The organism is Granulicella sp. L60, assembly GCF_009765825.1.
Lineage (GTDB): Bacteria > Acidobacteriota > Terriglobia > Terriglobales > Acidobacteriaceae > Edaphobacter.
In genome coordinates, this window is sequence record NZ_LMUR01000004.1 from 1 (window position 1) to 19575 (window position 19575).

General features: G+C 50.1%; 16 protein-coding genes. 8 read left to right on the top strand and 8 right to left on the bottom strand.

From position 1 onward, the window contains the following. Positions 1–52: 52 nt before the first annotated feature. Both GSQ82_RS02385 and rpiA read right to left on the bottom strand, forming a co-directional pair. Positions 53–508 carry a DUF417 family protein gene (locus GSQ82_RS02385; protein ID WP_216846991.1) on the bottom strand — a complete coding sequence of 152 codons (456 nt, stop codon included), beginning with the start codon at positions 506–508 and terminating at the stop codon, positions 53–55. A gap of 84 nt (positions 509–592) precedes the next feature. Continuing rightward, positions 593–1300 (bottom strand): ribose-5-phosphate isomerase RpiA, encoded by a 708-nt coding sequence (gene rpiA, locus GSQ82_RS02390; protein ID WP_158790439.1) that lies wholly within the window; start codon positions 1298–1300, stop codon positions 593–595. 605 nt (positions 1301–1905) lie between these two features. Between rpiA and GSQ82_RS02395 the strand changes: the two genes are divergently transcribed. Together GSQ82_RS02395 and GSQ82_RS02400 are read left to right on the top strand one after the other, a co-directional pair. Continuing rightward, positions 1906–2391 carry a response regulator gene (locus GSQ82_RS02395; RefSeq protein ID WP_158790440.1) on the top strand — a complete coding sequence of 162 codons (486 nt, stop codon included), beginning with the start codon at positions 1906–1908 and terminating at the stop codon, positions 2389–2391. Positions 2392–2762: 371 nt separating this feature from the next. Then, the gene (locus GSQ82_RS02400; protein WP_158790441.1) at positions 2763–3233 is read left to right on the top strand and encodes a hypothetical protein; all 471 of its coding nucleotides are present in this window, start codon (positions 2763–2765) and stop codon (positions 3231–3233) included. A 456-nt stretch (positions 3234–3689) separates the two neighbouring features. On the opposite strand, the gene GSQ82_RS02405 is transcribed toward GSQ82_RS02400, so the two are convergent. The 4 genes from GSQ82_RS02405 to GSQ82_RS02420 form a co-directional block, all read right to left on the bottom strand. Continuing rightward, entirely contained in the window at positions 3690–4922 is a 1233-nt protein-coding gene (locus GSQ82_RS02405; protein ID WP_216846992.1) for an aminotransferase class I/II-fold pyridoxal phosphate-dependent enzyme, read from the bottom strand. 314 nt (positions 4923–5236) lie between these two features. Further along, positions 5237–5887: a hypothetical protein gene (locus tag GSQ82_RS02410; RefSeq protein ID WP_216846993.1), complete on the bottom strand. Its 651-nt coding sequence runs from the start codon at positions 5885–5887 to the stop codon at positions 5237–5239. A 121-nt stretch (positions 5888–6008) separates the two neighbouring features. After that, complete coding sequence (locus tag GSQ82_RS02415; protein ID WP_158790443.1) at positions 6009–6854, bottom strand: RNA polymerase sigma factor; 846 nt, start codon at positions 6852–6854, stop codon at positions 6009–6011. 150 nt (positions 6855–7004) lie between these two features. Continuing rightward, positions 7005–7793, bottom strand: a complete 789-nt coding sequence (locus GSQ82_RS02420) for an HD domain-containing protein (RefSeq protein ID WP_158790444.1) — start codon at positions 7791–7793, stop codon at positions 7005–7007. A 395-nt stretch (positions 7794–8188) separates the two neighbouring features. On the opposite strand from GSQ82_RS02420, the gene GSQ82_RS02425 reads away from it, so the two are divergent. The 4 genes from GSQ82_RS02425 to GSQ82_RS02440 all read left to right on the top strand — a co-directional run bounded on the left by GSQ82_RS02425 (position 8189) and on the right by GSQ82_RS02440 (position 12810). Beyond that, complete coding sequence (locus tag GSQ82_RS02425; RefSeq protein ID WP_158790445.1) at positions 8189–9145, top strand: GlxA family transcriptional regulator; 957 nt, start codon at positions 8189–8191, stop codon at positions 9143–9145. 262 nt (positions 9146–9407) lie between these two features. After that, complete coding sequence (locus GSQ82_RS02430) at positions 9408–10370, top strand: HPP family protein (protein WP_158790446.1); 963 nt, start codon at positions 9408–9410, stop codon at positions 10368–10370. 604 nt (positions 10371–10974) lie between these two features. After that, complete coding sequence (locus GSQ82_RS02435; RefSeq protein ID WP_216846994.1) at positions 10975–11652, top strand: hypothetical protein; 678 nt, start codon at positions 10975–10977, stop codon at positions 11650–11652. A gap of 132 nt (positions 11653–11784) precedes the next feature. Further along, positions 11785–12810 carry an alcohol dehydrogenase catalytic domain-containing protein gene (locus GSQ82_RS02440; protein ID WP_254061372.1) on the top strand — a complete coding sequence of 342 codons (1026 nt, stop codon included), beginning with the start codon at positions 11785–11787 and terminating at the stop codon, positions 12808–12810. A 193-nt stretch (positions 12811–13003) separates the two neighbouring features. Here GSQ82_RS02440 and GSQ82_RS02445 read toward each other — a convergent pair whose 3' ends face one another. Continuing rightward, a complete protein-coding gene (locus GSQ82_RS02445; RefSeq protein ID WP_158790448.1) occupies positions 13004–15883 on the bottom strand; it encodes a winged helix-turn-helix domain-containing protein in 2880 nt (959 codons plus the stop codon). Positions 15884–16539: 656 nt separating this feature from the next. On the opposite strand from GSQ82_RS02445, the gene GSQ82_RS02450 reads away from it, so the two are divergent. After that, positions 16540–17994, top strand: coding sequence for a catalase (locus tag GSQ82_RS02450; RefSeq protein ID WP_158790449.1), 1455 nt, complete (start codon positions 16540–16542; stop codon positions 17992–17994). 210 nt (positions 17995–18204) lie between these two features. Next, positions 18205–18402 (top strand): carboxymuconolactone decarboxylase family protein, encoded by a 198-nt coding sequence (locus GSQ82_RS25430; RefSeq protein WP_216846995.1) that lies wholly within the window; start codon positions 18205–18207, stop codon positions 18400–18402. A 369-nt stretch (positions 18403–18771) separates the two neighbouring features. Here the strand turns inward: GSQ82_RS25430 and GSQ82_RS25515 are convergent, their stop codons facing one another. Beyond that, positions 18772–19494, bottom strand: coding sequence for a helix-turn-helix domain-containing protein (locus GSQ82_RS25515; RefSeq protein WP_371417152.1), 723 nt, complete (start codon positions 19492–19494; stop codon positions 18772–18774). Positions 19495–19575: the final 81 nt, after the last annotated feature.

Here is a 19575-nt window from a genome sequence, read left to right on the forward strand (position 1 = left end):
TCAACAAGCCACCCACCTCATGCAGAAGTCCACAGCTTGAGGCCGAATCTATTTATGAAACATGCTCTAGGAAGGATAGAGTAGTGCAGGCCATAATTATCAAAAGCGCGCTACCAACGGCGGCAATTTGAGGCCGAATAGGATGTGTTGCGATTAGCAAGCCAATTAAAACGATTAGAACCCCCAACCCATGAGAAAACGGGTAGGTCCCATTAGACTCATGCCATGCGCGGTGCGCAGCATTCATCTCTCCTTCTTTGTTCATGTACTGTTTATATTCCGGCGCAGGACGATGGTAGAAAAAGCTCATCATTGGAGAGTTTGCCACCAATGGCACGATGCTATCGGCTTCGTAGGGAACAAATTTCAATGCTCCTATCCATAGCAAAACGACGACGAGACCGAAGCGTAGGAGTGACATTCCGAATCGATCTAAAGTCGCCGCCTTAGCATACATACTCTTCGTAGTGGAGACCGCTGAGTCGTTGGTTCTTAGTTGGGTAGACATCTTTGACCTTCCATTTCTATTTATTGAGTGTTAGTCGCCAAATGCAATATACGGGGCGTGACGAAGTTTATGAGTCAGGGATCGCTACACTCGTCTCTCTATGGCACCTGTTTCACCGCCGATGACCGCATAGTTGACCATGTCCAGGAAAATTCCGTGCTCGACTAAACCTACGATCGAATCAAGTTCAGCCTTCATTTGATATGGGTCTTCGATTGTTAGACCTCTGCAATCAAAAAGATAATTTGCATGTATCGTGACGTAGGTGCTGCCGTCGGCATTCAGCCTTAGTTCTGGGATAAATCCTAACTCCTTGAGAGCGCAGCTCACTATAGATGCCGCCATAGGAAAGACTTCTACAGGTAGAGGGAAAGCTCCAAGTTTAGGTACGACCTTGAATGAATCGGCGACAACAACATAACGCTTTGATGCACTGGCGACAATTTTCTCTCTCAATAATTCGCCACCGCCTCCTTTTATCAATGCCAATCCGGGAGCAATTTCGTTGGCCCCGTCGATCGTCAAATCAATTTGATCGCATTTACGGAGTTCTATGAATGGGATACCGTAGCTCTGACCTATTCGTTCACTAGCCACTGAGCTCGCCACCGCCTTAATTCGTAATCCTTTGTCTCGAACGCGTTCACCAAGCAAATGCACCCACATTGCTGCTGTGGAACCAGATCCAAGGCCTACAGTCATGCCAGACTCTACAAGTTCAATTACATGTTCAGCAGCCCTCAATTTCATTTGAGCTTTAGCTTCGCTATTGTTGATGACATTGTTCGACATTGAAAACTCCCTGTACCTGCAATCACGATTTATTTCCGGGCTAAACATCAACTGTACACGCGATACGTAAAGTCTTTGGGTTTGGCAGCAGGCTGGTGATCTCTCTCTGGGACAAATCGTAACCACTCCTGCGACAGGCTTTCTGCCTCTCCTTCGTCCGGCCTTCTAGTGGACGAATTCGGCATACTCTCTCCAACATCTTTCAGCCTAATTGCCTGCGCGAAACACTTCTACGACATGGATGCAGCAAAAAAAGACATCCGAACCCTAGACTGACTGCGGTTTCAGAAATGGTGATTTAAATAGAGATAGAATTCATCAATCCCCATGTGACGGATCCTCGAGACGCTAGTGATCCCGTGCCTTTTCACAAAGCTATGTGCGATTCGGAAAGACATCGATTGCGATATTTCTTAGACTGGGTAAAGGATTGCGACTTCAGCGGGGCGGTGTTCGATGACGTATTCGGAAGGACTTCGATCAGCAAATCGACTGTGTCTCCTGAAGCTCCTCAAATATGACAAGAATAGGTGTCCTGCCGGAACTGCCTGATAGCTATCTGAAAGATCGTGGCGCGAGACGATTATTTCCTATCGAAAGAGACTATGGCCAATCGTTTGACTTTAGATTCGGACAAGATATTGCCCAGTCCGAATGAAAAAGCGTCCGCCGCAGCAGAATATGTAGTGTTTGTAGTGGATGATGAAATCGTGATCTCGACGACTCTTTCCATTATTCTCAGGCGAGCCGGGTTCAAAGCCTTCTCATTCACGCATCCCAAGCAAGCCATTGCCGCATCACAACTGATAGAACCCGACCTTCTCATCAGCGATGTCTCGATGCCAGAAATGACGGGGATTGAACTCGCCGTCCATTTTAGACAAGCTCAGTCTCAGTGCCGCATTTTATTATTTTCGGGCCAAGCAGAGACGACAGATCTTCTGAAGCACGCCAGAAATGATGGATATGATTTCGATTTAGTGCATAAGCCTATTCATCCATTGGACCTACTGGCAAAATGCAATGCTTGGAGAGGCTCGAAATCGCACCGCTTGGCTAATAGCCGAGGTAGTTCCACTGCCGAAACTTAGATTCTGACGCGATTGTTTCCTGACGGGGGATTGAGTTTATATTCCAAATTTCAGTTTCGCGTCATGGCGTTATAAAGACTCGCCCTCTGGCATCGTGACCGCGAGGGGGTGGACGAGAAAGACTAGCTGATGAATGTGGCTCTCGACATCAAATGAGCGACACCTGAAACATGTGTGTGATCGCGACAAGCATGGCGGAAGTCTGAGCTTCGTCCGAATCCTCCATCTTTGTCACCTGCTGTCTCTGGATGCTCCGAGTGTTGCTGGCCTTTGGACTTGGTTCATCGCCGCAACGCTTAGAGTGAATACCGAAATTTATTCCGTTTGCGATGTTCCTTATGGTGTGGATCTTATATGTTGGCGATCGACTTATGGATGGCCGTCAATCGCACCTTCAACATTTCGGTGCAGATAGTCTTGAGGAGCGTCATCATTTCCATCATCGCCATCGTTCCGCTTTCATTGCTGGAATCACATTCACGATCATTCCGCTCGGAATGCTTCTTTCACACATCCCAGTCTACGCTCTCCGTCTTTACCTCATTTTAGGTGGACTGCTGGCTGGTTACTTCGACTTCATTCACACTGTCACCTGTGCGCACCGCTTACCAAAAGAGTTACTCTCCGGTCCTTTTTTCGCTGCCGCGGTTTTCATTCCCACCGTGGCACATCGGCCGGATCTGCAGATCACTCTGGTTCCATCGGCACTGCTTTTCGCAACTCTTTGCTGTCTCAACTGTCTCTTCATATATCGACGGGAGCACGAACAGCAAGCGGCTTATTTCATAGGCAGGGTCACGCCGCTACATATTTCGCTCAGCGTCACCTTGTCCAGATCGTAGGCTGTGTAATCCTGGGAGGCGTTGTGCTCCCCCTCTTATGCCACCAAGCTCATTGGATGATCCCGGCAGCTTGCGCTGTGCTATTGCTCCAACTGCATGCTATTAGGCGCGCTTTTTTCCCAACAACATTGCGCGCAGCAGCTGATTTTATTTTGCTTATTCCACTCTTGTTTGTGCCATTCTTGCCTCGCTTATGAACTGCTTGAGAACAGAGTTACCTTCACGCACTGTATCATCGCCAAGTCCAATATTGCGGTTCGACATCTTGGAACTCCACGACTATCTCTTTCTACCGGCACGATTAGCCAGAAACTCGGACTCATCTCGACAGAAATGACCTTCGATCCCCTTCGCGGGTGACGATCTGGGTCTCGCCTGTTTCATAGTGGGTTGAAGAAATGTATTTTCGAGATAACAGTACGTTGACTGTGACCGCAGTTCAAGTGTTAGAGTCTGTCAGATCTGTTCGACGACTGCGAGTTTGACGCAAAGGGCCACAACTTTAGCGGCCTGTTGCACTTCGGCCAGATTGGGAAATGATGGTGCGATACGAATTGCGCGATCTTCAGGATCCATCCCGTAGGGATGTGTCGCTCCCGCTGGTGTTAGCACGACGCCGACTTCGCGAGCTAAGCTGACCACACGCTTTGCGCGTCCTGGGGGAACCTCAAGGGTTATAAAATAGCCTCCTTTGGGTTTGGTCCACGCTACATTGGGAAGATCCGATAACTGCGCTTCAAATATTTTCAGGACAGCTTCGAATTTTGGGGCAAGCAATTGCCGATGCCTGCTCATAAGGGCAGTGATGCCTTCCTTATCCTTTAGAAATTTGACATGGCGTAGCTGATTGATCTTGTCTGGCCCAATCGTCCTTGGCGCCATACGGGCGAGCAGCCATCGCACGTTCTCAAGCGATGCGGCTACACCACAGATGCCGGCACCGGCGAAGGTGACCTTTGACGTAGAAGCGAACACAAACGCCCGGTTAGGATGTCCACAAGCTGCAGTACGCTCCAAGAGATTAGCGAGAGGACTCTCATCATCTGTTAGATCATGGACCGCATAGGCATTGTCCCAAAAAATGCGGAAATCCGGTGCAGCAGTCTCCATTGCCGCAAGCCGCTCCACGGTAGCTTCAGAATAGATTACGCCGGTGGGATTACTGTACTTTGGGACGCACCACATCCCCTTAATAGCGGGATCCGCCATGACCAGCTTCTCCACCTCGCACATGTCAGGTCCAGACTCATGCATTTGCACAGGGAGCATGCGAATGTCATAGTCTTCGCATATTTTGAAGTGTCGATCATATCCAGGCACAGGACAGATGAACGCTATATCGTTCTGTTTCGACCATGGCTTAGAGCTATCACACGTTCCTTTGAGCAAAGCGAAAACCAGTACATCATGCATTAAGGAGAGGCTGGAGTTGTTTGCCAAGACGATCTGCTCGGGAGGCGCTTCCAGCAAGCTGGAAAACAGCTGACGCGCCTCGCGCAGGCCTTGTAACACTCCGTAATTGCGAATGTCGATTGAACCTTCGGCGATGGAATTACTTATGCCCGGCAGGCTCAAAAGCTCCGCACTAAGATCAAGTTGCTCTGGAGATGGCTTGCCTCGTGTTAAGTCCAGTGCGAGACGCCTCTCTTGAAGTTCAAGATAAGCCGTCTGAAGCTCTTTTAAAGACATATGCATCCTTTCGACGATTTCGTTGTGACCAGAGTCATCCGAACACATTTAACATACAACTGTTGGACTTCTACATTGCGTTTTTATAATGGCTCGAAGAAATACATCTAAACCGCATCGGCAGAAGGCATTGGCCTAAAATAGAAATAGAGCTCAATCGTACTTCCCACATGTATGGCTAAATACAGGGATGCGCCCGAGTCCTGGATGCCTAGTCGACCTTACTTATCATAGCCAATTTATAAGGCCCTTACCGCTCTCCAGAGGCGAGCGGTAAGGGCCATGCAGGTCTATGGAGCTAAGAGACAATAAACCTAGCTGAATCTAATCTCGTCCAAATCGACAGATACGACAAGCGGTTCAGCAAGGGCATTGTTATCGGGTTGACGAATGAGAACCCGATGTTTCAGAGGAACGACGATTCCTTCAACAACTTGATGTTCGTATGTATAGTGTGCCGCGGGGCTGCCTCCAGCTATGTCTACATCGTAATCGTGGCGTTGTACGAGGCCAGACTCATCGAAGTAAAAAGTTTGCTGCTCACTATGCGTCGCGATCGTATCCGGAAACTTCACCTGTAGACGACGCCAGGTCTTTCCATTTTCTGCCCATGATTCGATCTCTTCTGACTCCACCCCGGGAAGCGCGAACAGAAATGGTGTGGTCAGATACGTCCACATGGCATATCCAGCAAAATACGCCAGCTGGAGCTCGTCCCATGGCGTTTGTAGAGTGTGTCCGCTGAACGAATTACGTGGAGAGAGTCGCTCATTCAGAACCTCTCCCGACAACGATTCAATGGCAACACGACCAGCTTCGAGCACGGAACGGCGGTCGGCACCTCCAAAGGGGTTGTGCGATGCCCATTCGCGATTAAGCTCTACGGTTACGCGCGAGTCATTAATGATGGCATCTTGACCTTTCATAGACCAGAGCACACCACCAACCATCTGATGTGCGCTCATTCGGTTATACTCGCGCCATCTTTTCATGCCCCCGTGCGCACTTATCGCCAACTCAGCTAACTTATTCAATGTATTTTCCTCTCGATACTGATGCATGTCACTTGGTTAAAATCAGGACGCTCTACATGCCCTTGAGATGTCCTGTAGATGCTTCAGAGCGGTGGGAGACCGTGGTCCGCGTTTTCGATCCGTGGTGAGCAGTCAGCCGAGTTAGTCGAGTGCGTGCCCTATAGAGTCTCGACTTGACTGCAGATTGAGAGATATTTAATCGATAGGCAATTTCCTTCACCGAGGAATCTTCAGCTATGAGCTCTTCGACGGCTTCCCGGAGGTTCGTAGGGAGTTTGTTTATCGCTTGCTGAAGCTTTTCTCGCCTCTGTTGTTGATCGAACGTGCATTCTGGATCCGGAGCCGAATCTTTGAAATCCTCAGGGGTCCATTCAGCGTCCTGTCGAGAGATCGAGTCGAGCGAGCTTTCGGGACGGCATCGACGCTTGCGTAGAATGCCCAACGCAGAATTGATTGCAATGCGAGTGAGCCACGTGTAGAAGCTTGCTCGACCTTCGAACGTCTCCAATGCCAGAAATGCACGCAAGAAGGCGTCCTGTAATGCGTCTTCAGTATCTTGCGGATTCTTGACGATATTGAAGATAGTTCCGTAGACTCGCCGCGAATAGAGTGTCCATAGCTCATTGAATGCCGCCCGACACCCAGTTCGCGCAGCAAACACCAAGTCTTGATCACGCGGTGAAGCTGCGCGTCCGGCTGCCTCATCGAATGGGCCAGACGTTTCCGCAACCATGGAGGCCGTTCTTTGAGAAGACACGACACCATCTAATTTGCCTACGTCACCGTCCAATGGCAGAGGAATCATCATCAGAGTACTGGAACCACCTCGAATAGCCATTTGTTTCCTCCATTCGCTAAATTGAAGTGCCTTCGATTTCAGCTTAATCATCTGCACCATCGCGTATGATCTCTTTCGACGTCGATAGATAGAAATGAAACAGGTCTTAGTTGCAAAGTCGCATTCCGAAGATGCCACTTCGCAACCCAGACTGGTCTTCTCAAATGTTCTTGGACACTTTGCCTTATCTCAGACAGCAGATCGATGCTCTCAGGAGTTTTGAAAGGGAGAATTCTGGATCTGGTCGTAGAAATTGCTGCGCTTATAGTTGCGAATGAAGTGTGAGCAGATATCCTCGTTGCAGGTCGCTTCCGTGGTCTGGGTCTTGTGCTCGAAACCACCCAGAAACGCTTTAGCAATGCTCTGCTTAAAATCGACGCGCGGATAATCAGCCACAACTTTCTGCCGAATATCTTCGGGGAATTCTTCATACCCAATGCCCAAAACATCGAGCCCAACGCCGTTGTAGAGCAATTCAACCTCAATAGGTTTATAGGCCGCAATTCCTGGAGTTGTATGCAGGGCGATTGCGTCCCAAGCCGTTTGAATCCTCGCGTTCGGCACTTGGTGATGTTCGAGGAATTGACGTACTGCGTTTGCACTGTCAACCTCAAAACGATCAGTTTTGCTGCTGAACTTCTTCAGAAGTCCAAGATCGTGGAATGCAGCGCAAATAAAAAGCAATTCCGCGTCGAAGTTCTGGCCTGCCCGATGTCCCATTTCTTGTGCCCAGAAAAAGACACGATGGGAGTGATTGAAGAGAAGTGGAGTACTAAACTCACGGAGAAGGCCGGTTGCCTCTCGTGTCAGCTTACTGTCAGGAACCCCAGTCTGAACTTTCTGATGTTGCGATGCCGGAGTCGGTACCGGAATCACGACCTTTGGACTGCGAAAGGTTGAAGGCGTTTGGGAGCCGCCCTGCGCAAGACCTGCATCGGTGAGACCGGCAACGGATGCGAGAGGGGCACTCTTGATGAAAAGTCGACGTGTGAGTGACATAATGAATCTCCTTGTATATAAACTCTGGGTTGGCCAGCGCGTCAGCGGGAATGGTTGTGATCCAAGCATTCTGACTCTATAAAGAAACAGAGTGAACGTCTTCCACTATTGAACTAATCTTTCTGAATCGCACGGTGGGTTTGCTTGCAAGGAAAGGTGACTTCTTTGAGCGAAACAACTCTCTGAAAAACTAAATGTGAACATCGTCCTTCTCCCGAGCGTTGAGTGCTGTAAAACAGCTTAGAGTTCGACCCCGCATGCAGCAACGACCTAGATACGACACTTTCGGACATCTTTCAACTCACTATGAATTACAAGACAAGGCCCGGTAGCAGGATTGCATGATTATCTGTGAGGGATGCCAGTCAGAATTTATCATCAAGTAGAATCCAGAAATGCGAAAAGTCGTCATCGTCGGCCCTCCTCCGGTTCAGGTTCTTGATGTAGCCGGGCCATTGGAAGTCTTCTCTAACGCACCCTACTACGATGTGCAAATCGGAAATCCAGGCGTAGAAGAGTGTCTGCAGACCAGCCGAGGTCATTCACTTACAGGGGCTGTCCCAGTCAGAGAGATCACAGGTCCCATCGATACGTTGGTAATCGTGGGTGGAGCGGGAGCAGAGACAGGAGTCTATGATGAAGGATTTGTTTCGTGGATCGCAGAAGCAGGCGCGCGATCCAGGCGAGTAGCTTCCATTTGTACCGGAGCTTTTCTCCTTGCCGCAGCCGGTCTCCTGGATGGCAAAGAAGCTGTAACACATTGGCGTTTCTGCGATCAGTTGGCCAAGGAGTTTCCGAAGGTCAAAGTGCGCCCTGAACCGATCTTCTTACGTGACGGATCCGTATACACCTCTGCTGGTATTACTGCCGGCATCGATCTGTCACTGGCTCTCGTGGAGGAAGATCACGGACATCGGGCAGCACTCGATGTTGCGCGGTTTTTGGTGATGTTCCTGGTACGCCCAGGAGGACAGGCACAGTTTAGTCATATGCTTTCTCGACAGGCCGTGACTTTTCAACCACTCCGAGAATTACAAGTATGGATGCTCGAGAATCTGAAAGCAGACCTTTCAGTTGAGAGTCTGGCGGACAGGATCGGCATGAGCGCGAGACACTTCACTAGGGTCTGCCTAAAAGAGACCAGGATGAATCCAGGCCAGTTTGTCGACAGGATGCGGGTCGAAGCCGCTCAGCAATTAATCGACAGCTCCACAATGGGATTGAAAGAAATCGCTGATCAATGCGGCTTCGGTACAGCGGATTCAATGCGTCGGGTCTTTCTGCGTGTTCTTGGAATCACGGCGGGCGAGTACACAAACCGCTTCAAAAGCACAGCAGTTCGGCCATTCTGAAATCATTTCCTGCAAGACGATGTCTTGAGAGCTTGCTCTGACACGGGTGACCTGTTTGACGGAGAGATACAACACCGGCTGAGATGCTTATCCTAACGCCACCACATCAGGGTTATGGCAGCACTACATACCAACAAGGGATGCTTTGTCATGTCAATCCTTTGTGAAGAGAAATGAGAGATGCTATATGTCGATTGTCATCATCTAATTTCTCAGTAGCGAGCATCTCGCCCGCCTAACGAATCGCACGTCATGGAGCTGTATGCACGCCGTCGACAATAAACACAGAACATCTTTAAGTGGAGAGGCCTTGGCCCTGATTTACATGGGTATCATTGCCTTCTCGGCTCAAAAGACTGGCTTTTCTTTGCTCCTATTCCCCGAACTCGCAGCATTGTCGCATGATGTTTTTACTCGACCTCAAGGGAAATGGGCAGGCCAACCATGGCAGCTCGTTATAACCCCGACAATCGCCGCGCTCTTTGGTTTATTTGTCGTGCGTCACACGAACTTCAATGCCATAGCTATTACCTTGATTGTTTCAGTCAGCCTCATTGTAATCAAACTTCTAAAATCGACGATCGCCCCTGCAATCTCAGCGGGCGTGCTGCCAATGGTACTATCCGAGCGAAGTTGGATCTATCCTGTTGGTATTTTTGTGGGACTAAGCGTACTCGTTTTAGTTCTACTCATCTGGAAGAGATGTGCCCCTAAAGCACCCAGCCTGTCACATGAAGAAGAGATCGATTCAAAGGTGATTGACGATCTCGAGACACCACCTCACGATCGTTTTTGGAGCGTCGCCCTTGTTGCATTTGTACTGGTTTTGGGAACGCTCGCACAAGTCACGGGACTTTTCTTCTTGATATTCCCTCCCCTAATTGTTGTGGCCTACGAAATTCTCGGGCACCCGGAGATTCCAGGCTGGATGGAACGCCCCATACTATTTCCAGTGATTAGCTTTCTTACTGCCTCTGTCGGGCTTGTGTTCTGTCACGTCTTCGATGCCGGTTTTGTGGGTGTGATCGTGGCTATGTTCTGTTCGATTGCAATCCTGAAGATATTTAAAGTGCATATGCCCCCGGCGCTGGCAGTGGGGATACTACCGTTCGTCATGAAAGCTCCGAATTACAGGTACCCAATATCGGTGTTGATAGGAACAGTCGCACTCATGTTGTACTTCGCGAGCTACCGCAGACTGCGTGAAAGCACATGGTTGAAATGACTCGATTATGAGAAATGGCGCTAGGCACATTCCTTCAGCATATGAAGGATCGGCTTCAAAAAACGTCTCTCTGGTTTTCGAACCATGACACTTCTGTTTCCGCGAGGATTAGCAAACCTGCGAGGTCTCATCGAACAGCTAAGCGGCTCCATCTTGCGCACGAGAGCAATGTAGCCGTAGGAAGTCCCACTTCGTCACATGCCAGAACATTGCCAGATTTGAAAAGACTTTCAATACGACGTCGTCCGCGGCCGTGCATTTTGGTAAAGCTGAGTTAAATTGCGAAAGACTCTTTCTCGTCGTTCTCCTACACTATTTCTATTTGCGGATGATCATATCCGAGAGATCCTCGTGAGTGCGAAATCAGTCTAATGCTGGAACGATGGAGGCAATCTCCGTTGCGCCTGGACACCACTACCTTGGATTGACCAGGTTCATGCAGCCATCCGGACCCTCTTTCTGTTGAGGGGCACAGTTCTGTTGATCTGCTTCACTACATCGGTCTCCTCACTGTTTTAGGAACAAACAATTTGAGACCGATTTACCATAGGAGGATTTGGGATGCACGAATTAGTTACCAAGATTGTCAAAGCAACACGGGGGATTGCATCGTTGGAAAAAATTTAGCCGTTTAGAAGCAACCATCGTTACAGGCGGCGCTTTTTGGGCTATGAAGAATCTGGTACAAGATCCAACTCCCCGTCGAATGACGGTTTCACTTCACGAAGAACGCTCTTCGGTTAAACCCTTCGGAGATCCTGACTGGCACACCTCATTCGTTCCAGAACATATCGCAATCCTCAAAGGAGATGGCTCCATCGTCTCTCAACGAGACAATCCTCGGGAGTCTTTCGTAGGGCATGAAATGCTAACGCCGTGGGATCCCCTGCACCGAGCGTATTTCAACGGTTATGCTCTGTGGACATATCTCACAACGCCATTCCTGCTTGCAATGAATGGTGTCAACGTTTCTGAGATTAGTCCCTGGATCGAGACTGGTGAAACCTGGCGGGTACTACGTGCGATATTTCCTAAGGAGATCGCCACACACAGCCCTGTTCAGGACTTTTTCTTTGATAGTGAGTATCAACTTCGGCGCCATGATTACAACGTCGATGTCGCAGGTGGCTTCGAGGCGGCACAACTTGTATACGACTATATCGAGGTGGATGGTATTCGACTACCAAGCAAGAGACGCGCCTATACTCGAAATTCGGATAGTCGGCCTAATCTCGAGCCGGTAATGGTTTCGATCGACATTAGCAATGTGAAGTTTTCATAAACTATAAAAGTTCTGCAGGCTTTCCACTGTCCTTCGCCAAGAGAAGCCCAATCAAGACAACTGAGATCAGACCTGAAGTTGAGCTCGGTGTGTGAGTTCGCTTTCAGACCAGATAGAGGAGTAGAGAACTATATGTCACAGACTAAATTCATGTACCGTGCTTTCCAGGCTGTCAGTCCCGGAAAGTTAGAGCTGGCTATGAAGCCGGTTGTCGATCCAATGCCCGGGTATGTGCGTATCCGGGTTGAAGCATGCGGCGTCTGCCACTCTGACGCAGGAACAGTGGAGGGAGTCTTTCCTATTGAATGGCCGCGTGTCCCAGGCCATGAGGTCGTAGGCCTCATCGAGGCCAAAGGTGAAGGTGTCGAAGACTGGACTGTCGGTCAGCGCGTTGGCGTTGGGTTTCTCGGTGGAAGCTGTGGACATTGCACATTTTGTCGTGGGGGAGATCTGGTCAATTGTAAAAATCAGGAATTTACCGGAATTCAGCATGACGGCGGCTACGCCGAAGTCATGATCGCTAAGGCAAGTGGTCTCATCTCTATTCCGGATGACCTCTCTTCCATCGACGCAGCTCCCCTGCTTTGTGCCGGGCTCACTACCTTCAGTGCGCTACGTGATGCACCAACAAAGGCCGGTGACTTGGTCGCGGTGTTAGGAATCGGAGGCTTAGGACACCTAGGTGTCCAATATGCCCGGAAGATGGGATTTGAAGTTGCAGCCATTGGGCGTGGCTCCGACAAAGCGGAATTGGCAAAGCAGCTCGGAGCACATCACTATATTGACAGTTCTACTGCGGACGTCGCCAAGGCCTTGCAAGCGCTTGGTGGTGCATCATTGATATTGGCCACAGCATCCGGTGGCAAAGCAACCGCAGACGTCGTGAAGGGACTTCGCCCCCGAGGTCGCATTCTTGTGCTAGGGGCAACCCCCGATCCAATTGCGCTGTCATCCTCCGACCTGATCTTCGGCACCCGATCCGTTGAGGGTGGGCTAACCGGCGATCCCGCTACGGCAGATACCACACTCAAATTCAGCTCACTTGCAGGTGTAGCTGCAATGATCGAGACAATGCCTCTCGAGCGCGCCCCTGAGGCATACGCGCGCATGATGTCCGGTAAGGCTCTATTCCGCGTCGTCCTCACTATGAATACATAACTGAAAACGATAGGGAGGTGAATCGACCCGAACTGAACCCTGCAACATAAGGAGAAGACACTTTGCCTGAAGTGTGCGGGTGAAGCCTGTTTATGTAACAAGCTTCACCTTCCACTCTCGTTGGGACATTGGGGTACTTATCACACCGCGACGAACACGCTTGACACTATGCGCGATCAAATCTTCTGCGCGATTAGTTGCACAATGATTTCATGTATTCCAGGTCTTTTTTCGCTTCTTGAAGATCAAATGTATCAAAACCCTCAGTAAAACGAGCATATACATTGCTGAGCAAGTTCAAAGCAGAATCGAATCGGTCTTGCCGAACCATGAGCTTCGCAAGGCTCCTTGCAGTCCGCAGTTCCCAACTCAGGTTGCCCTGATTCTTCGCACGCTCGAGCGAATGCCTTAGGAAAACTTCCGCTCCTTGAGTATCCGGCTCCTGCCTTGCGCCCAAGAGGTCGCCTTTTTTTCGTAATATCTCGGGCATGTCGAATGAACTCCCGCTAAATTCCGCCTGGTCAATAGCTTTATCGATGGCTATCAAAGCCGCATTGAATTGTCCGAGAAACGCGAGCCCTTCGGCGAGCGCAGTTCTGAGCGCGGTTACCTGAATATTGTGCTGCTCTTCATTCAAGACTTTCAAGGCGTCGTACAACAGTTGTACTCCTGCCGCAGCGTGGCCTCCTTTCACGAGGAGTTCTCCCTTGAGGCCAAGGCCGACTGCCCGATAAGGCCTCAGAGAATAGCGTTCGGCATGCCCAATCAGAGTCTCTATAATCTCTTTAGCCTTTGCCAGATCACCGCACCAGAGAAAGACAGAGGCTGTATACACCATAGACATGCACTTAGTGACAGGACGCTCTTCGAGATCTCCTTCATCTAAAACTCGTGACGCCGCCTGAAGAGCTTGTTCGGGAAAACCGCGAAGCCAAAGTCCCTGAGCCAGAGCTCCAACTACAAGAATGCGATTGTCATAGCCAAAGAGCGATAGTTTGAGACTCGGAAATGCGGCAGCCAGCGCGAGTCCCGCCTCGCAGTTCACTTTAGAATTCTCTTGATCTCCAGAGAGATGTTGAGCAAAGCCGAGCATCCAGTCCGACATAATAATACCGGCTGGGTCTTCCAGGCTCAACGCCAAGAGCTTGCTTTCTTGCGAGAGGCTTAACGCCGCGCGATAATCGCCGATGCGGGTGGAAAGGATCATGAGACCCGCAAGAAACCGGAGTCGATATGGCTGGTCTCCAAGCATCTCCGTGAGTTCCAATCCTCGAGTGATTGCGATCCTAACATCATCACTATTCCCTCTGGTAAACATCAACGATGTCGCCAGCGCCTCCTGGAGCTTCATTTCGACGGATGTTCCAAGGTAAGTATTTGCTAGCTTCGATACTGCCTCTCGACTCCATCTGAGGCCTTCACTCAATAAAGAAGCCTCAATAAAGAGCGGTGCTGCCGAGGCAGAAAGATCTACAGCAATCGAAGTGTCACCATGATCAGAAAAACACCATTCCAGTGCCGCTCGTACATTGCCGAGGTAAGCCGAGATCTTGAAAGAGCTTTCACGATCCCAAAACGTCGGATTGCGGATATCGACCAGTTTAAGAACTTGAACGAAATGACAGGCGTGCCGCTTTGCTACCAAATTCAATTCACCGGCTTGGCGCAGTTTTTCGAATGCATAGGCACGTGTCGTCTCAAGCAAACGATAGATCATTACTCGCCCGCTAGCGGTTGTTGCGACCAAAGACTTCTCGACGAGGCTACCCAAAACTTCTGCGACTTCTATTTCGCAATTCTCTCCATCAACAACATCTTCCGCCGCGTTTAAATTGAATGTGCCTACGAAGATAGACAATCTCAGCAGAACTAGCTGCTCAACATCAGAGAGCAAGTCGTAGCTCCAATCAAGCATGGCATTTAGAGTTTTGTGTCGAGGCAATGCAGCCCGTCGGCCCTGCCATTGCAATCTCAACCTATCGCTTAACAGTTGAGCGACACCTCGAAGCCCATGCGCGTTGATGCGGCCAGCCACCAACTCGATTGCAAGAGGTAGCCCATCGAGACTGCGACAGATGTGAGCAACAACTGCCGCATCAGCATTATTCAGTTCAATTTGTGTTCCACTTGCACCTGTGCGCTCCAGGAAGAGTTGTACTGCCGGGAAAGTCAAAGCGTAAGCCGCGGTCATGGCTTGGCTTTCTACCGGACTTTCCAGTGATGGAAGTCGGTAGACGTGTTCTCCTTCTGCACGGATTGCCTCTCTGCTTGTCACGAGAATGCAAACCCCCAAAGCACCATTGAATATTTCCTCAGAAAGAGGTGCAATTACTTCGACAAGATGTTCACAGCTATCAAGAATAAGAAGAAGTTTTCGATTAACCAGACCAGCTATGAGGGAAGACGCAGGGTCATTTCCTTGGACATGAATATTTAACGTCGATGCCACAGTGTTGGCCACTAGAGAAGAATCTGCAATCGATCCCAGATCGACGAACACGACCGCGCCGTCAAACCCTGACAACAGAGAGTATGCAACCGATATAGCGACGGTCGTCTTACCCATTCCGCCAGATGCCACGATGCTAACGAAGCGACTGCTCAGCAGTTGAGAACAAATTGTCTGAACAGATTCATCGCGTCCAATCATCCGTTGAAGCTGAGGAGGCAAATTCGATGCGAAGCTCAATCCTGATTTTGACGAAACAGACGGGATCTGTGTTTCAACTGACCTATCTGCAATCGGCGCGACAAAGCAGTAACCGCGCCCCAGCACGTTTGTTATATATCTGGCCCCGGCCTTTCCGTCGCCCAGCGTTTTTCGAAGATTGGATACATGCACGCGAAGCGCGCTCTCATCGACCGTAACGCCGGGCCATACCGCCTCGATCAAATCCTGGTGGCTAACAATCGTGCCTGCCTGCTCAACTAATGCCAATAGAATATCAAGAGCGCGACTCCCTACTCGTACTGGCACGCCTTCTTTTTTAAGAAGCCGTTCGCTAACGAGGAGACAGAACGGACCAAATACAACAATAGAGGCAGTTCGCGAATTATCTTTACTTGCCTTCATAAACCTTGGGTTTCGCCGCTTATTAGCCATCGTCGCTACATGTCCTTGCCAGAGTCGAGCAACCTTCGCTTTTCGAGAGCCTGACCAGATTCTTACTTCGGCACACACTCACGCTGTGGGCCGTTCTGGTCGCAACGCTACGGCTCACGTTCTCGGCCAAAAGATAAGCTCTACCTAATCTCTCTTTGGCCGTTACTCACAACCAAAGCAACACTAACTCTAGCGCCTGAAATTCGCCACGACACAACCGCAGCAAAATAGGACATTTTCGGATAGTAATGCAATTCCAAAGGGAATTGACGATGGGGTCATTTAACTCCGTGCATTTTCGCAAAGCTAATTGGATAGCGAAAGACCTAAGCCCTCCGTTCTGCCTACACTGTCTTCAGTCGAAACTCCTTTCATCAAGGATACCTTCGACGATATACGAGGCCGGTGCGAAGCAATTGTCACGGTGGCACCACCATAAAACATCGCGCCAGATAGTACTGGCATGGGGTCGTCGGAACTACGTCCAGAAGCAAACAAAAATGATGTGCACAAACATTGAAGGATCCCCCATTTAACACGCGGACTCGGCCCCGAGCCGATATCAGTCGAATGCGGGCGACGCACGATCCGGTAAAGATTCAGATCTCAAAAAGTGAGGAACACGAATGTCCAACTCCGAACGTTTCACAAACTCGACCGGCTCTCCGGTTCCTGATAATACGAATATTCAAACTGCTGGTCCGCGCGGCCCCGCCCTTCTCCAAGACATTTGGCTGATCGAGAAATTAGCACACTTCGATCGGGAGGTGATTCCGGAACGCCGAATGCACGCGAAAGGGTGGGGAGCACACGGAACATTCACGACTACCCATGACATCTCGCGATACACAAAGGCGGCGATCTTCTCTAAGGTCGGAAAACAAACTCCGATGTTCGCCCGGTTTTCCACTGTAGCCGGAGAACGTGGTGCAGCCGATGCGGAACGTGATATTCGAGGGTTTGCTCTCAAGTTCTACACCGAGGATGGAAACTGGGATATCGTCGGCAATAACACGCCTGTCTTCTTTTTTCGTGATCCCCTGCGTTTTTCAGACCTTAACCATGCAATTAAGCGAGACCCAAGAACTGGACTCAGAAGCGTGCAGAACAACTGGGATTACTGGTCATTGCTCCCTGAAGCGTTGCATGAGGTAACCATAATTATGTCTGATCGAGGCATACCCAAGTCATTTAGGCATATGCATGGCTTCGGCAGTCATACCTTCTCCATGATCAATGCCGAAGACAAACGCGTCTGGGTGAAGTTCCATTTCCGATCCCAACAAGGTATCGAAAACCTTACGGACGAAGCTGCTGCGGCCTTGGTAGCAACTGACCGTGAGAGCAATGGACGCGATCTGTTGGATTCTATTGAGCGCGGAGAATTTCCGAAGTGGACTCTCTTTATCCAGGTAATGACGGAGGAACAAGCGAAGACGCATCGACACAATCCATTTGATCTGACGAAGGTTTGGCCCAAAGCGGACTATCCCTTGATCGAAGTCGGAGTAATGGAACTCAACCGCTATCCGGATAATTTCTTTGCAGAGGTCGAGCAAGCAGCATTCTCCCCTGCGAACGTCGTCCCAGGGATCAGCTTTTCTCCTGATAAGATGCTTCAGGGCCGGCTCTTCTCTTATGGAGATACACAACGTTATCGCCTGGGGGTCAATTTCAACCACATCCCTGTCAACGCTCCGAAATGCCCATTTCTTTCCTACCACCGGGATGGAGCGATGCGTACGGACGGAAATCTTGGATCCACAGTGAACTATCACCCAAACTCTCAGGGCGTGTGGGACAATCAACCGGAGTATGCTGAGCCTGCACTCGCTATAGAGGGCAAAGCAGATCACTGGGATCATCGTGTTGACCACGACCATTGGGAACAGCCGGGCAATCTCTTTCGGCTGATGAACCCTGAGCAGCAACAGGTTCTCTTCGAGAATACCGCCCGTAACATCACGGGTGCCTCTCTAGAGGTTATTGAGCGTCATATTGCGAACTGTACTCGGGCAGACTCCGCATATGGTGCTGGTGTCGCGCGAGCTCTGCATCTTGACCATCTCATAAAGCTATAGAGTCGCGCTCACAAATATCCGGCGCACCTCAAAATACCAACTATTTGACAGGACTTTCTATGCACATGCAGGATTGGAATACTTATCGTTCCCAACTCATAGATGGAGTTGGGAGTCTGGCCAGACTTACTCCTGACACTGTCAAGGGCTACACAGTAATGGGGCAACGCGGCGCAAAGAACCAACCACATCGATGCGAAAACCCGAGAGTTGATCGCTCTCGGGGTCGCCATTACCCTTCGATGCGATGGCTGTATCACCTTCCATGTAGCTGCAGCGCGAGAACAGGGCGCGACCAAGGAGGAAATAGCCGAGGCTCTGGGCGTTGCAATCTCCATCAATGCTGGCGCTGCGTTGGTCTATTCGACTCGTACACTCGACGCGTTCGAAGCCGCTGCCGAATGCTAGTTTGGAGAGGAATTGCGTGATGCGAAGCGTAGCCCAGGTCGCGCACGTTTCTCTCCACGAGAGTGCAAGTCCCTCCGCTGGAAGGCAGTGCGGAGGCTGGAGTCGTCGGTAATCCTATCTGGACGGAGAGGACCTCTTTTTCCGTCTGCTCGCAGATGCAGCCACCAACGAGAGTTTCATTGCGACAAGAATCTTTCCGTTCGGCTCAAGACATTTCTGTGACCCTCAGCCATCTAGCCGGAACGACTCTTTGCTTCCGGACCTCGTGACCAAAGCGCCATATCGCCACTCTGAAGGCGGAAGTATTCACGTTGCCGATTTCTGCTGCACCTTAAACTCCGCCTCCATGAGAAGCGATACGGGACAGGGCTAAGAACAATGCTTGCGCCAATAAGCGGGAGGATGTCCGACAATGCTTTTGAACACAAATGTGAAATGGGCTTGAGTTCTGAATCCAAGCGCCAGCGCTATGTTAACGATTGACATGGACGGATTTCGGAGTAAAGTTTGTGCGTGGGCAATCTTTCGTCGAAGTATGTAGCGATTCGGCGTATAACCAGTGGCCGCGCGGAATTGAGCCGCAAAGTGCATTCGAGAAAGCCCAACTGCGTTACTGAGCTCAATCAGATATATCGGCTTTAGCAGGTTTGCCTCGATGTATTCGATCGACCGATTTAGCCGCCATCTTGATAGTTCCGAAGGCTGTTTTCCGGGAAACTTGAGTCGTGCTCTTTTCGAGTCGAGTGCTAACAAGCGAGACGCGATAGCCAAACTTATGCCGTCGAGGAATACCGGCCCAGCGGGACCACCGTTATCATCAACGTCGACCAGCATTTTGACGAGGTGTTTGAGAGTGGGACAATCTACACGTTTTGTTTTCGATAAGACCAGGTGTGCATTAGGAGCACGGCCATATGCGGTCTCGTAACACTCGGCCAACAAGGCTTGAGGCAGATACACTCGGAAGCACGTGAAACCCTCATAGTATATTGCTCGAGCTTCCTGAAATGGCTCTTTGATCCAGAGTGAATCGGCAGGAGCATAGCCTTTATTAAACGGCTTGCCGCCGAAATGCCACTCGCCTATCGGCATTTTGCGAAAAAGCGTAAGCGTGTGGGCGTCTTCTGCGCCATTGGAAGAGAATTCTATCGGAGAAGCCGGTTCCTGTATAAC

Excerpts from the sequence above, each read along its gene's own strand:
- GSQ82_RS25515 (WP_371417152.1), bottom strand. The coding sequence starts at position 19,494 with ATGCCGATAGGCGAGTGGCATTTCGGCGGCAAGCCGTTTAATAAAGGC.
- GSQ82_RS02400 (WP_158790441.1), top strand. The coding sequence starts at position 2,763 with ATGGATGGCCGTCAATCGCACCTTCAACATTTCGGTGCAGATAGTCTT.
- GSQ82_RS02450 (WP_158790449.1), top strand. The coding sequence starts at position 16,540 with ATGTCCAACTCCGAACGTTTCACAAACTCGACCGGCTCTCCGGTTCCT.
- GSQ82_RS02425 (WP_158790445.1), top strand. The coding sequence starts at position 8,189 with ATGCGAAAAGTCGTCATCGTCGGCCCTCCTCCGGTTCAGGTTCTTGAT.
- rpiA (WP_158790439.1), bottom strand. The coding sequence starts at position 1,300 with ATGTCGAACAATGTCATCAACAATAGCGAAGCTAAAGCTCAAATGAAA.
- GSQ82_RS02410 (WP_216846993.1), bottom strand. The coding sequence starts at position 5,887 with ATGAGCGCACATCAGATGGTTGGTGGTGTGCTCTGGTCTATGAAAGGT.
- GSQ82_RS02420 (WP_158790444.1), bottom strand. The coding sequence starts at position 7,793 with ATGTCACTCACACGTCGACTTTTCATCAAGAGTGCCCCTCTCGCATCC.
- GSQ82_RS02395 (WP_158790440.1), top strand. The coding sequence starts at position 1,906 with ATGGCCAATCGTTTGACTTTAGATTCGGACAAGATATTGCCCAGTCCG.
- GSQ82_RS02385 (WP_216846991.1), bottom strand. The coding sequence starts at position 508 with ATGTCTACCCAACTAAGAACCAACGACTCAGCGGTCTCCACTACGAAG.
- GSQ82_RS02430 (WP_158790446.1), top strand. The coding sequence starts at position 9,408 with ATGCACGCCGTCGACAATAAACACAGAACATCTTTAAGTGGAGAGGCC.
- GSQ82_RS02445 (WP_158790448.1), bottom strand. The coding sequence starts at position 15,883 with ATGAAGGCAAGTAAAGATAATTCGCGAACTGCCTCTATTGTTGTATTT.
- GSQ82_RS02440 (WP_254061372.1), top strand. The coding sequence starts at position 11,785 with ATGTCACAGACTAAATTCATGTACCGTGCTTTCCAGGCTGTCAGTCCC.
- GSQ82_RS02415 (WP_158790443.1), bottom strand. The coding sequence starts at position 6,854 with ATGGTGCAGATGATTAAGCTGAAATCGAAGGCACTTCAATTTAGCGAA.
- GSQ82_RS02405 (WP_216846992.1), bottom strand. The coding sequence starts at position 4,922 with ATGTCTTTAAAAGAGCTTCAGACGGCTTATCTTGAACTTCAAGAGAGG.